Below are 12,938 nucleotides of genomic sequence, written 5' to 3'. Positions count from 1 at the left end.
TGAGATCGGCAGGGTGGTCCTTCCCATCCTGCGCCCGGCAGCAGTTATTTGACAGGTTGGAGTCGAAATACGCGGATCTGGCGCCCGAATGCTCGATCGGCGTAGGTTTCGTACGGCGGCCACGTGGTGGTCGCGAGCTCCCACAGCTTCTTACGCGTGGCGCCCTCCGCCAGACTCGCACCGACCGGTATTTCGACGCCCTTCACTGTCACGATTGCGGTGGGGTTTGCCATCAAATTGAGTGTCCATGCTGGATGCGTATCCTGCCCCCAGTTCGAACCGACGACGACAAACGCATCGCTGTCAGGTGCGTACAGGAGTGGCGTGGTGCGAGAACGGCCGGTCTTACGGCCCGTCGTGGTGAGCAGTAGCTGAGTCACGGTGTTCTCTCCGACCAGCGAGAGCTTGCCTCCCGACACTCTCTGCACTGCTCGATCGAGCGGAACCAGATCCTTGCCGAGATCCGAGAACCATTGTGTATGGCCGACATTGCGCATCAATGACCGGTAGATATTGCGCATCGGACCCCTCGCATTCTCGGCACTGTTTCGAGGCTGGTGCACCTCGACTCGAAAGAGTCTGCCACGTCTGGTCACAGATACCTGAGTCCCAAGGTCCCGAAAGGAATGAAGCGGTCAGCCGAATTCGGTTTTGGTGGAGTAGAATTGGGGCATACCGCCGAAACCGTTCGTTTGTGCGCGTTGGACGGTCGTTGGAAGATCAACCCTCCGAGGTCAAGACATCAGGCTCTAGCCACTCGACGCCGAGCAGTTCGGACAGCGACCGCAGACCGGATCGATCACCACCTTTCAGACCTGTGACCGAATTGAGATTGCGCAACATGACCGTGGCGACGTCCTCTTCCTTGGTGCCCACGCCGAAGGGTATGACCCACGGGCACGTCTGGTAGTCGCGATGCGACCGACCGAACGTCTGTTCTGCCGCGATCCCTGAGTATCGCGGTTGATGAAAGATTCCCGTCCGTGGCAACGGGGACGCGTGAGTGCCGTCCGGGAGTGCTTCGTTGGCATGGAGCGAGATCGAGGTCGTGACATTGAAGACGATGACCGGTGCGTCCCCGCGTTGAAACCGCAGACGTTGACCCTCCTTGTCCGGCACCGCACCGAACAGTTTTGCCACCGAGATCCCGGCGTCTTCGATCATCTCGACCAGTGGATCACCTGCCGTGGAGACGAATTCGACGGCCACCAACACCTGCTTGCCTGCCTGGACCTGCGCCTGCGCCCACTGGGCCGTCGACTCGGCGCGGATCATGCCCGCTTTCTGTCGGTAGCGCAGAACCAGCGCACGGCCGCGCGCGATGTTGCGACTCTTGCGGGCCAATCCCATTTCGTAGGCGTACTCGGCCCACTCCGTCTCGTACTCGGCGCGCTGGGCATGGGTGAGGTCGATCGGCATACCGTCGAGCGGAACAGGTCCCCACGGAGTCGGTCGATGAATCATCAAGGGCGGTTTGCTGTTCGACATCCACCCACGCACGGTCTCGAGCGCTCGAGATTGCAGCGTAGGTGATTCCTTCGCCTCTGCGCTCCACGTCCACTTCCCGTAGGACTTGTCCAGCGGAAGGCCGGACTCGACCAGCCTGGCGCCCAGGTCGGACCAGTACTCCGAAGGTTCTGAATGCAGCTGCGCGAAAAGCGGTGCCAGGTAACGCTGGTCGGCCGGCGTGTGTCCCGGTGTTGCCGTCACGGACAGGACGAACGGCGCTTGCTCGTGAGCATTCGAAAAGCGCGCGACCTTCTCGAATGCCGCCGTGCGCTGTGTGTCGTTGCTGTACAGCTGGGCCTCGTCGGCAATCACCACACCGAACGTGTACTTGGGGCGGCCGTTTCGCGCGATCAGCTTCTTCAATTGGTCAGGCGACATGATCAACCAGCGGAATCCACCGTCGCCCACCGAGGCGATGGAATAGCGCCAATGCGGAATGGTGATCTGTGCGGGTCGATCGACGAGGACGAGGATGTTGGTTTCGCCGCGCTCCTCGGCAATCGTCTTGGCAGACATCACTGCGATCAGCGTCTTACCCAGGCCTGCATTGTCTGCCAACAGAAATCCGCGTTTGCCGGCGCGAGCGGCATCGACGACGGCTGCAGCCCCCGAAACCTGCTCGGGCCGAGGAATTTTGGGTGCAGCAACGGGACGTTCACCGGTGCTGTCATTGATGTCGTCCTCTACCCACTGCTGATAAGAGAAGGGGAGTGCCTTGAATGGAGCGAGTTCTACGGGCAACTCCGTACCGACCCACGCGTAGCTCTTCCATTTCTTGACGAACTGCGCACCAGGCGCCGGCGTCCGAAAGGGAACGTCGAGGAGCCAGACTCTCTCACCAGGGCCGGCAGTCGGCACATCCGGCATCGTCGCGCGTGAGCTCTTCTTTGCGACAGTCTTCTTCGGGGCGGTCTTTCTGGTCGTGTTCCTCTTGGGTGCAGCCTTCTTCGGTGCAGCCTTCTTTGCGGCAGCCTTGCGTGCCGTGGTTGCTTTGCGTGGTGGCATCAGGCGGTTTCTGCTGTGAGGAATTCACGCAGCGTGAGCGCAGGCCGGCCGACAAGGTCCTCCACGGTGCCCGTGATCAGCGCCAATTCACCCTGCGCGATTGCGGTGTACGTCGACACCCATGCGTCGAGTTCCCAAGCGGGTGCGTTGTACGACGCCCGCGATTCGTAAGCTTCCTCGAGCGTTTCCTCGACGTACGTGGTTCGCTTGCCGGTGACTTCGGTGATGATGCTCGCGGCCTCGGAGAGCGTCAGTGCCTCCCGTCCGGTCAGGTTGTACGTCTGTCCGACATGAGAATCCAGATCCTGCAGAACCGACACAGCGACGGCAGCAATGTCGGAGCGCGCTACCGCGCCGACGAGACCGTCCCCTGCGGGTCCGCGGATCACACCGTCTTCACCGGCGAGAGCGGGTAGGAAATCGAGGTAGAAGCTGTCGCGCAGGAAGGTGAATGCGAGCCCGGAAGCGCGGATATGTTCTTCGGTGACCCAGTGATCGCGAGCGAGCGTGAACGTCGCGTCCGGAGCAGCGCCGAGGAAAGACGTGTACACGATGTGCCTGACCCCGGCCTCCGCTGCGGCGTCGATGAAGGTGCGGTGCTGATCCAGACGATCTGCGCTTTCGGCCGCCGAGACCATGAAGAGGGTGTCGATTCCGGCCAGAGCCGCGAGAGCGCGCTTCTGATCCCCGTACGTGGTCTCGGCCGAATCGGCACCGGGGAGCTGCGGTAATCGGTTGACCGACCGTGCGATCAGCCGCTGTGGGACACCGGCGTCGGCCAACGACCGGGCCACCAGTCCGCCGATATGACCGGTCGCGCCGGTGACGGCGATCCTCGCAGACCGTGAATCTACGGACATGGTGCCCCTCCTTCGGTCGGTGTGCATCCCATCTTGCCGGAACCCACTCCCACGTCAGGTCACGACGCGACGATTACACCGCGAGCCACCGACAGAGCGTCGGACAAAGCTGTCCTGGTGTTGTCGTCGAGGGACAGCAGGGGCCGGCGGGGAAGGCCGGCGTCGATGCCGAGAGATTCCAACCCGGCTTTGACCGTCGACGGCAGTCCGCGACTGACGAGGACCTTCAGTAGCGGCTCGATCTGTTCGAACACAGCGGCGGCACCCGACCGATCACCGGATTCGAGTAGACGCCAGAAGTGCACCACCTGTTCGGGGGCCAGACACGGGGCTGCCGTGCACCATCCGCTTGCACCGGCAGAGAAAGATTGCAGTGCAAGAGGATTGCTGCCGTTGAAGAAGGGGATCGTGCCACCGCTCAGTTCGTTGATGCGGTTCATCCGGGTGATGTCGCCGGTGGATTCCTTGATCATCGTGACGCCGTCGACGGTGGAGACGAGATCGACGAGAAATTCCGGCGACATGTCGATCCCGGTGGTGGCCGGATTGTTGTAGATCATCGTGGGAATGTCGACGGAATCGGCCACCGCGGTGACGTGTTCACGAATCTCCTGCTCACCCAGATGCCAGTACGACGTGGGGAGGATCATCATTGCGTCGGCTCCGGCGTCTGCCGCGATCGATGCTCGGCGGAGTGCTCCCGCCGTCGTCAGATCCGACACTCCGACGACGGTGGGGACTCGGCGGTCGACGTAGTCGACAGTCTCCCGAGCGACCGTCTCCCACTCTGCATCGTCGAGATAGGCGCTCTCGCCGGTACTGCCGAGTGGGGCTATCGCGTCGACACCACTGCTGATCATGCTGTCGAGGAGCGTGTGTAGCGGCTTGGGGTCGAATGCTCCGGTGTCCCGGTCGAACGGGGTGATGGGATAGGCGACGATTCCCTTGATGGTGCTGCTCATGAGGCTCTCAGTTCTGTTGGTGGGAAACAAAAGTCAGTTGGTCAGTGTGTCGGGATGATTGCGGAGAGCGCGACGGGCGTAGTAAGCGAAGTTCGCCTCGCTGCGCCGAGGAGTCAGTGTCCAATCGTGTGCCTCCTTCGCCAGGCGAGGCGGTAGCGGCTTGATGTCTCCGGCAGCCATCGCCAGCAACTGCAGTCTGGCCGCTCGCTCGATCAGATGCCCGAGAGAGCATGCCTCTTCGACCGTGTTGCCGACGACGAGTTGGCCGTGGTGGGCGAGCAGAATTGCCCGCTTGTCGCCGAGTGCAGCCGAAATGATCTCGCCCTCCTCGTTTCCCACGGGAACCCCGGGCCAGTCGGCGAGAAATGCGCAGTCGTCGTAGAGCGGCGCGATGTCCATTTGGGAGACGACGAGGGGAATCTCGAGCATCGACAGCGCCGTCGCATGTAGTGGGTGTGTGTGGACGATGCAGTTGACGTCGGGTCGTGCGCGGTAGATCCAACTGTGGAACCTGTTGGCGGGGTTCGGCATGCCCTCCCCGTCGAGGACTTCGAGATCCTCGTTGACGAGCAGGAGGTTGTCCTCGGTGATCTCGTCGAACCCGAGGCCGAGTCGCTGTGTGACAAACGTTCCTGGCTGCCCACCGCGGGCGGAGATCTGTCCGGCAAGGCCGGAGTCGTGGCCGGCGTCCGACAGTGCCCGGCAGGTCAGTGCGATCTTCTGTCGAAGAGTCCAACTACCTGTCGTTACTTCGGTGAGCATCTTCGTCTCGGCGGTGGCCATGAGTTCCTGCTTGCTCGCATGCATCGTGTCGGTCATGGGGTGTGCCTTTCTCGGGACCCGGAAATCAATGACATTCAGTCACCTATAAGACACAAAGTGTCATATAGGACGGAAATGCGCAACCCTCGATTCCTGCATCGCTGATCGCCGCAGGTCAATGTATTGGTAGGGTGATGACACAAAGTCTCGTGAGGGGAACCGAATGGCAGCGTTTTTGCGAACACATCGGCGTCGCGCCGGTCTGACGCTCGAGGGCCTGGCCGAGCAGACCGGTCTGACGAAGAGCTATCTCTCCAAGGTCGAGCGGGGTATCAGTACCCCGTCGATCGCGGTGGCACTCAAGATTGCGCGTGTGCTCGACGCCGATGTGGGGCAACTGTTCTCGGACAGTATGGAGGGAAATGCCATGACGATCGTGCGCGCGAAGGACCGCGTGATCGATCCGGCCAACTCCGTGCAGTCTTCCGTCTACGATCCGATCGCGCCCTCACTGGTCGGAAAGGCCATGCAGCCGTTCGTGGTTCATCCGGCCTCGGTGATGGGTCCCAAGTTCATGGACCACACGGGAGAGGAGTTCGTGTTCGTGCATTCCGGATCCGTAGAATTCGAAATACCCGGGCAGACGATGCACCTCGACGCCGGCGACAGCTTGTACTTCGACGCGAATACGCCGCACCGGATGCGGTCGGTGTCGGCGGATCGTGCGGTGGTGCTGGTTGTCGTCTACGACAAGCCTTCGGCTGGATCACCCAGCGGTGACTCGCTGGAAACGCACTGCGGGGTGGGCAGATGACGCTGGGGATCGACACGACACTGACGCTTCTCGCGGCCGGTCTGATCTTCCTTCTCTCCCTGTGCCTGGGAATCTGGAAATACCGACAGATGGCCACTTCGGACAATCACCTCGCCCATCCGTATGTCGACATCGCACACCGCGCTGCCCTGATGTACTCGTTTGCGACGCTGCTGATCGCGGTGTTCGTCGAACTCAGTGCGTGGCCGACGTGGATCAACCTGACCAGTGCCGCAGTGGTCGTGTTCTTCTTTCTCGCAGCGATATTCAGCTACATCGCTCACGGTGCGATGAAGGACACCGACAATCAGTTCGAGTCCGCCGGTCCGCCCCTGCACCTCGGGATGTTTCTGCTGATTCTCGGCGAGGTGGGCGGATTTGCCGTCCTACTCGCAGGTTTCGTGAAAGGCCAGTTCTTCTGATCGGGCTTCAGCGCCTGTGCTCGTAGCCGATCCAAGCCCGTCGACGCTCACCCATCGGGTCGTTCTCCACTCGGGACGTCTCGTCGAAGATCATTGTTGGCCGTTCCGGTACGGAGTAGGCGGGCCAATCCCGGTCCGGCACTCCGTGGCGGGCGAAATGGATCCAGTGGCGCTGCATGGTGGAGGTCACCGCAGTCAGTCCGCGGCGCCCACCGACCGCTGTCAAGGCCGCGGTGAGTGCATCCGAACGCCCGAAGACCGCAAGCAATTCGGTGGCGTGGGTAGCGCCCATGCCGACGAGTCTGAGCAGGCGAGGCGCAAAATCGTAGCGGTAACTGTAGGTAGGAGCTACCTGGCAATGACCCTGTGCGCAGAGTATCGCGGGCTCCCAGAACGTGATGTCGCCGCCGAGATCTGCGGCAGCAAACCGGTGCGGATACGTGGGATACGCCGCGAGCGCACGTGCTTTCACTTCAGGGGTGGTGTGGGAGAACATCTTCTCGATCCGAACCGGGTCGGTAGGCAAGATGTCGAGAACGCGCGGGAAGATTCTTCCCTCGTGGAGATTCGAACCGACGAGCAGCGGAACGGGGTGGGCGCGTCCGGCGGCGAACACGTCGAGCGGGTGTTCGGGAAGGACGTCGTCACCCACCACGGGGGCAAATGCCCGCGTTCCGGGTTCTTCGTCCGCGCCGCGGCGCGCAAGTTCTTCGCCGGCATCGACCAGGTCCTTCACCGAAGCGGAGCGCAGCCACGATGCCGGATCGGCATCCGGAGCCTGTGCGATCTCGAGGAACTCGCGTGCCCAACGGTGCGCTCGCTCTTTTCCGTATGCCGAAGCAGCCGGCGGACTTTGAGCGATGGCCCGGGCGAACAGCCCTCGTGCCGCCGGCGTTGCCATCAGAGTGGTGACCGCGTTGGCGCCGGACGATTCACCGAAGACGGTGACGGCGTTCGGGTCGCCGCCGAAAGCGGCGATGTTGCGTTGGACCCACGTCATCGCGGCGATCTGATCGCGCAATCCGAGGTTCGTCTCGAATGATCTTTCCGCAGTGGAATATTCACTGAAATCGAGGTAGCCCAACGCGCCGAGACGATATTGGATCGAGACGTAGACGATGTCGCCACGTTCGACCAGGCTAGTTCCGCGGTACATGGGCGTCGACGGATTCCCGCCGTTGTACGCGCCGCCGTGAATGAAAACCATGACCGGTTGCAACGAATCCGACGGTACCTGCGGAGCCACGACATTGACGAAGAGTGAGTTCTCGTCGAAGTTGCTCTTGCGCTGCGGAGACGGAGAGCCGAATGCTTCCGCCGGGCGGACACCATGCCAAGCCTCGACCGGCTGCGGTGCGCGAAATCTCCAAGGACCGGTCGGGGCCGTTGCGTAGGGGATTGCTCGCCAGGTGCGCAGTCCTCGATCGAGGCGCCCGCGTACGACCCCGGAATCGAGAGTGATCTCGAGGGGGCTCGTCACGGTAGGGAGATGTCGGTGCCGTGGCTACGGTAACCGCTGTATCCCGCCCAGGCCAAGCGTTGTTCACGTCTGGGATCGTTCTCGACGCGGACGATCTCGTCGAAGATCATGGTCCGACGCTCCTGCCCCTCGTAGCCCGGCCACGATCCGCGCGGCGAGCCGTGCTCGGCGAAGTGAAGCCAGTGTCCCTGAACAGATTCGGTGACTGCGCGCAGTCCGCGTCGACCGCCGGGAAGGGTGAGGCCGCGCCCGACAAGGGTGTCACCGATGCCGAAGACTGCAAACATCTCGAATCCGTGTGTGGCGTCGAGGCCGAGCCAGCGCATCATCGTCGGCGCGAAGTCGAATCGGTAGGCGTATGTCGGCGCTGATTGTGCGTGCGCTTGCATCAACTCCACGGACGGGTGCCAGAACGTGACGTCTCCGCCGACGTCGATCGCGGACTGCTCGTCCGGGTAGCCGGGATAGGTTGCGAGGATGCGCTTCCCGGCCTCGGGATCGGTGAGGGCAAACATGGTGTCGATGCGCGACGGGTTGGTCGGAAGTGCGTCGAGCACCTTCGGGAACAGCGTCCCCTCCCGTCTGTTGGTGCCGATGATCATCGGCACCTGGTGTGCCGATCCTTCTTTGAATGCGTCCAAGGGGGAGCGCGGCAGGAAGTCGCCGTCGACGACCGGTCCGAAGGGATGTAGTCCAGGTGTGTTCGCGAGTACCTCGGCGCCCAGTCTGCTTCCGGCTCTGCCCAATTCGACGGCTGTCGCCGAGGTCAGGGCCTTCGCGGGTGGTAGGCCGGAATTGAGGATCTCGACGAAACGCGCGCCCCAGGCATGCGATCGCTGCGTGCTCGAGACCAGATCCGGAGCCGAACTCTCGGCGATAGCGCCGGCAAAGAGTCCCTTGGCGGCCGGAGTCGCCATCAGGGTGGTGACGGCGGTGGCTCCGGCGGATTCACCGAAAATCGTGACTTTTTCAGGATCCCCACCGAAGGCGGCGATGTTGCGTTGCACCCACTGCAGGGCCGCGACCTGATCGCGCAGTCCGAGGTTGGAGTCGAATACGCGCTCGGATGTGGAGAACGGGGTGAAATCGAGGTAGCCCAGAGCGCCGAGTCGGTAGTTGATCGAGACGTAGACGACGTCGCCGCGTTCGACGAGGGACACGCCCGAGTACAAGCCGGTGGCCGAGGTCCCGATGGTGTTTGCCCCACCGTGGATGAAAACCATGACGGGACGCGGAGTATTGCCGGTGTTCGCGGGGGCGAGCACGTTGAGCGTCAGGCAGTCCTCGCTGCTCGGCTGGTACTTCCCGGGCGCGAGCAACAGCCCCTTCTTGTGTTGGACAGACGCGTCGCCGAACCTGGTCGCGTCGCGTTCTCCGGTCCACGGCGTGACCGGCTGGGGTCGCGTCAGACGCAGTGTTCCGACCGGCGGCCGGGCGTAGGGAATTCCGCGCCAGGCACGAAGTTTTCCCACCCGGCGGCCGCGCAGGGTGCCGTCGGCCGTGGTCACAAGTATGTCGGACGCCATGTCGCGACTATACGTACTTCGGGAGCGCGTCAGCGGCGAGCCTCCAGCAATCGAAGCCAGACTTCACTGACCGTCGGATACGAGGGCACCGCATGCCAGAGAGTTTCCAGTGGTACGGCGCCGACGACCGCGATTGTCGCCGCATGCACCAGCTCGGATACTTCGGGCCCGGCGAAGGTAGCGCCGAGGATCACGTCGGTGGCCTTGTCGATCACCAACTTCGCGCGCCCCGAGTAGTCGTCGCGCAGCAGCGAAGATCCCGCGACGGCGAGTTCGATCTCCACGACTTCGACGTCGTAGCCGTCGTCGCGAGCTTTCTTCTCGGTGCGTCCCACCCAGGCGATTTCGGGTGAGGTGAACACCACCTGGGGGACCTGTCCGTTGTCCGCCGACGCCGTGTACCGAGGTCCCCTGAGTCCGCGGCTCTCGGCCCGCGCGGCGATGACGTCTCCGCAGACTCTCGCCTGATACTTGCCCATGTGGGTGAGGGGAGAACGACCGTTGATGTCGCCGACGGCGTAGAGCCACTCACCTTGGGCACAGAGGTGATCGTCAGTGGTGACGTACTTGCCGTCCTCGAGGCCGATGACGGACAAGCCGAGATCGGCAGATGTCGGCCCGCGGCCCGCCGCGACGATGACCTCGTCGACTTCGATCACGCCGGACGATGTCTCGATGCTGACGGGTCCACCGTGGATGTGACCTTCGCCGGTGTCCTTGGCATCGGGGCGTGAGACCGAGTTGACGGCAGTGCTCAGTCGAACGTCCACACCGCGGGCGCCGAGTGCTTCGGCCACCATCGTTCCGGCAAACGGTTCTGCTGATTTCAACAGAGCATCGCCCCTCACGAGCAACGTCACGTGAGCGCCGAACGACGACAACCACGTTGCGCACTCAGTTGCGACCACTCCGCCGCCGATGACCGCCACTCGCGACGGAACCTCGTGCAGGTTGGTGGCGTCGCGCGAGGTCCACGGGAGTGCCTCGCGCAATCCCGGTGTCTTCGGGACGGTGGCGGTCGTTCCCGTGGCGAGTACGACGGCCTGGCGGGCACGGAGCTTACGGGTCCCGTCGACGGTCACTGCTCGCTCGCCGTCGATGACCCCGTGGCCTTTGATCACGGTGATGCCCGCGGAGGTTGCCCAGTCGACCTGGGACGAATCGTCGTGGTTGTGGGTGAACGAGTCGCGCCGTTTCAGAATGGCATCGACGTCCAGCGGTCCGGCCGGGATCCCGGGCAAGGCGTCGGCCGCCTCGAGGACCTGCCCCGGGCGCAGTAGTGCCTTGCTGGGCATACAGGCCCAATACGAGCATTCACCACCGACCAGTTCGTGTTCCACGATTGCGGCGGTGCGATTACTTCCGGCGATGGCGTATGCGGCGGCGTTCTCGCCGGCGGGCCCACCGCCGATCACGATGACATCGAATTCGTCGGTCATTGCTTCACGGTATGCCGGATCGGTCCGAGTTCGCTCGGTTACTGCCGGGTACGAGAGCTCGATGGTGGCTACAGTTGCACCCATGACGCGGCAGAAGATTTTGATCACCGGTGCCAGTTCGGGTCTGGGGGAGGAGATGGCCAGGAGATTCGCCGCGGCCGGTCGCGACCTCGCGCTGTGTGCCCGGCGGACGGATCGGCTCGACACGCTGCGAGGGGAGTTGGTGGCGCAGTACCCGTCGATCAGCGTCGCAGTGCGCGAACTCGATGTGACCGAACACGATTCCGTCGTCCGGGTTTTCGGTGAGCTGCGCGACGAGTTGGGCGGCCTGGACCGGGTGATCGTGAACGCCGGGCTCGGCAAGGGCGCCAAGATCGGAACCGGAAAAGCGCACGCGAATCTTGCAACAGCGCAGACGAATTTTGTCGGCGCGCTGTCGCAGTGTGAAGCTGCGCTCGAGATCTTCCGCGCGCAGGACTCCGGACACCTGGTTCTCGTGTCCTCGATCAGCGCGGATCGGGGGCTACCCGGGCCAAAAGCGGCCTATTCGGCAAGCAAGGCCGGGGTAGCGGCTCTGGGTGAGGCGCTCAGTATCGAGTTGGCGCGCACACCTATTCGGGTCACCACCCTGCTGCCGGGCTTCATCAAGACCGACATGTCCGCCGGCGCCGGCGACGACGCAGCGCTCATGGCCAGTCTGGACGAAGGCGTCAGTGCCATGGTCGACGCCATCGAGAAGGAAACCACCCGAGCGGCGCTACCCGGCCTCAAGTGGCAAGGGATAGATGCGGCCCTACGATTCCTGCCCAACTCCGTGACAGCGAGGTTTGTCTGATGAGCATCCACATCTCGAACGGTAAGCCCCGGGTAGTGATCGTCGGTGGCGGCTTCGGTGGACTGTATGCAGCGAGACGACTCAAGAAGGCCGACGTCGAGGTGGTTCTGATCGACCGAGGGACCAGCCACGTCTTCCAGCCCCTGCTCTACCAGTGCGCCACGGGTCTGCTCTCCGAAGGGCAGATCGCAAGTCCGCTGCGACATCTGCTCGAGGACAACAAGAACACGAACGTCGTTCTGGGCGAGGCCAAGTCGGTGGACGCCGACGCCGGGATACTGACTGCCAGTCGCTTCGACGGGTCGACCTTCGAATTGCCGTACGACTACCTGATCGTGGCGGCTGGAATGCGCCAGTCCTACCACGGCCAGGACGAGTTCATCAAATGGGCGCCCGGCATGAAAACCCTCGACGACGCTTTGGCGATCAGGCGCAGTCTCATTGCTGCGTTCGAGATGGCCGAATCGCTCCCGACTGCGGAAGAACGTCGACCGTGGCTGACATTCGCCGTGGCGGGCGGCGGACCCACCGGCGTCGAATTAGCCGGACAGATCCGCGAATTGGCGATGCACGCGCTCACAAACGAGTTCCGGTCCATCGACCCGGACGAGGCAAGGGTACTGCTCTTCCACGGCGACGATCGGGTGCTCCCTTCGTTCAGTCGCAAGCTCTCGGCCGCCGCCAAACGTACTCTCGACGGGATCGGCGTCGAGACTCACCTCGGCGTGCACGTCACCGACGTGTGCGAGACCAGCATCGAGACGACGGACAAGAAGACAAAAGAGAAGCGGCAGTACGAGACCCGCACGATTCTGTGGACCGCGGGCGTCGAAGCGGTGCCGTTCGCCGAGGCACTGGCCACGGCGCTGGGTGTGAAGCAGGTCGGCGGTGGCCGCATCGAGGTGGAAGCCGATCTGACCGTTCCCGGCCACCCGAACGTCTACGTGGTGGGCGACCTCATGTCCCGGGACAAACTTGCCGGGGTGGCCGAGGTCGCGATGCAGGGTGGTCGGCACGCCGGTGCCCGGATCGCTGCAACCGTCGAAAACGGCGTGCCCAGCCGAAAACCGTTCAAGTACCGCGATCTTGGAACCGCGGCCTACATTTCGCGACGCCACGCGTTGCTTCAGGCAGGGCCGGTCCAGTTGTCCGGGTTCATCGGATGGGTGTCCTGGGGAATCATCCACATCGCATTCCTCGCCGGTTTCCGCAACCGCGCCAGCACGGTGCTGAACTGGGGCGCAACCCTGGCATCGAAAACGCGTCGGGAACGGGCAATCACATACGGCGACCCCGAAACCGCTCGGCAGCCGTACAACTGAGG

Annotated in this window: 12 protein-coding genes; 4 read left to right on the top strand and 8 right to left on the bottom strand. The window is 63.2% G+C overall.

All coding sequences use genetic code 11. The features are described 5' to 3' along the window. Nucleotides 1-44: 44 nt before the first annotated feature. The 5 genes from RA302_RS21720 to RA302_RS21700 form a co-directional block, all read right to left on the bottom strand. Complete coding sequence (locus RA302_RS21720) at nt 45-521, bottom strand: nitroreductase/quinone reductase family protein (protein ID WP_030534891.1); 477 nt, start codon at nt 519-521, stop codon at nt 45-47. 199 nt (nt 522-720) lie between these two features. Continuing rightward, nucleotides 721-2,514 (bottom strand): DEAD/DEAH box helicase family protein, encoded by a 1,794-nt coding sequence (locus RA302_RS21715; RefSeq protein ID WP_070161994.1) that lies wholly within the window; start codon nt 2,512-2,514, stop codon nt 721-723. After that, complete coding sequence (locus tag RA302_RS21710) at nt 2,514-3,374, bottom strand: SDR family oxidoreductase (protein WP_054188823.1); 861 nt, start codon at nt 3,372-3,374, stop codon at nt 2,514-2,516. Before RA302_RS21710 ends, RA302_RS21715 begins: the two co-directional genes overlap by 1 nt. A 59-nt stretch (nt 3,375-3,433) precedes the next feature. After that, nucleotides 3,434-4,336 (bottom strand): dihydrodipicolinate synthase family protein, encoded by a 903-nt coding sequence (locus tag RA302_RS21705; RefSeq protein WP_007727643.1) that lies wholly within the window; start codon nt 4,334-4,336, stop codon nt 3,434-3,436. A gap of 33 nt (nt 4,337-4,369) precedes the next feature. Further along, nucleotides 4,370-5,155 carry an aldolase gene (locus tag RA302_RS21700; protein WP_030534888.1) on the bottom strand — a complete coding sequence of 262 codons (786 nt, stop codon included), beginning with the start codon at nt 5,153-5,155 and terminating at the stop codon, nt 4,370-4,372. Between the two features lie 166 nt (nt 5,156-5,321). On the opposite strand from RA302_RS21700, the gene RA302_RS21695 reads away from it, so the two are divergent. Both RA302_RS21695 and RA302_RS21690 read left to right on the top strand, forming a co-directional pair. After that, complete coding sequence (locus RA302_RS21695) at nt 5,322-5,912, top strand: XRE family transcriptional regulator (RefSeq protein ID WP_003946400.1); 591 nt, start codon at nt 5,322-5,324, stop codon at nt 5,910-5,912. Beyond that, entirely contained in the window at nt 5,909-6,334 is a 426-nt protein-coding gene (locus RA302_RS21690; protein WP_003946354.1) for a hypothetical protein, read from the top strand. Before RA302_RS21695 ends, RA302_RS21690 begins: the two co-directional genes overlap by 4 nt. A 7-nt stretch (nt 6,335-6,341) precedes the next feature. Here the strand turns inward: RA302_RS21690 and RA302_RS21685 are convergent, their stop codons facing one another. The 3 genes from RA302_RS21685 to RA302_RS21675 are packed head-to-tail and all read right to left on the bottom strand — an operon-like array spanning nt 6,342 to nt 10,779. Next, complete coding sequence (locus tag RA302_RS21685) at nt 6,342-7,814, bottom strand: carboxylesterase/lipase family protein (protein WP_070161996.1); 1,473 nt, start codon at nt 7,812-7,814, stop codon at nt 6,342-6,344. After that, entirely contained in the window at nt 7,811-9,340 is a 1,530-nt protein-coding gene (locus tag RA302_RS21680; RefSeq protein ID WP_070161998.1) for a carboxylesterase/lipase family protein, read from the bottom strand. Before RA302_RS21680 ends, RA302_RS21685 begins: the two co-directional genes overlap by 4 nt. A gap of 29 nt (nt 9,341-9,369) precedes the next feature. Next, entirely contained in the window at nt 9,370-10,779 is a 1,410-nt protein-coding gene (locus RA302_RS21675; RefSeq protein ID WP_042449247.1) for an NAD(P)/FAD-dependent oxidoreductase, read from the bottom strand. Nucleotides 10,780-10,861: 82 nt separating this feature from the next. On the opposite strand from RA302_RS21675, the gene RA302_RS21670 reads away from it, so the two are divergent. Next, a complete protein-coding gene (locus tag RA302_RS21670) occupies nt 10,862-11,614 on the top strand; it encodes an SDR family oxidoreductase (protein WP_007727631.1) in 753 nt (250 codons plus the stop codon). Continuing rightward, nucleotides 11,614-12,936 carry an NAD(P)/FAD-dependent oxidoreductase gene (locus RA302_RS21665; RefSeq protein WP_003946361.1) on the top strand — a complete coding sequence of 441 codons (1,323 nt, stop codon included), beginning with the start codon at nt 11,614-11,616 and terminating at the stop codon, nt 12,934-12,936. Before RA302_RS21670 ends, RA302_RS21665 begins: the two co-directional genes overlap by 1 nt. Nucleotides 12,937-12,938: the final 2 nt, after the last annotated feature.

It is taken from the genome of Rhodococcus sp. DN22, assembly GCF_036669995.1.
Classification (GTDB): Bacteria; Actinomycetota; Actinomycetes; order Mycobacteriales; family Mycobacteriaceae; genus Rhodococcus_F; species Rhodococcus_F erythropolis.
Note: the sequence above shows the minus strand (reverse complement) of the source record. Positions and strands in the feature narration are given on the sequence as shown.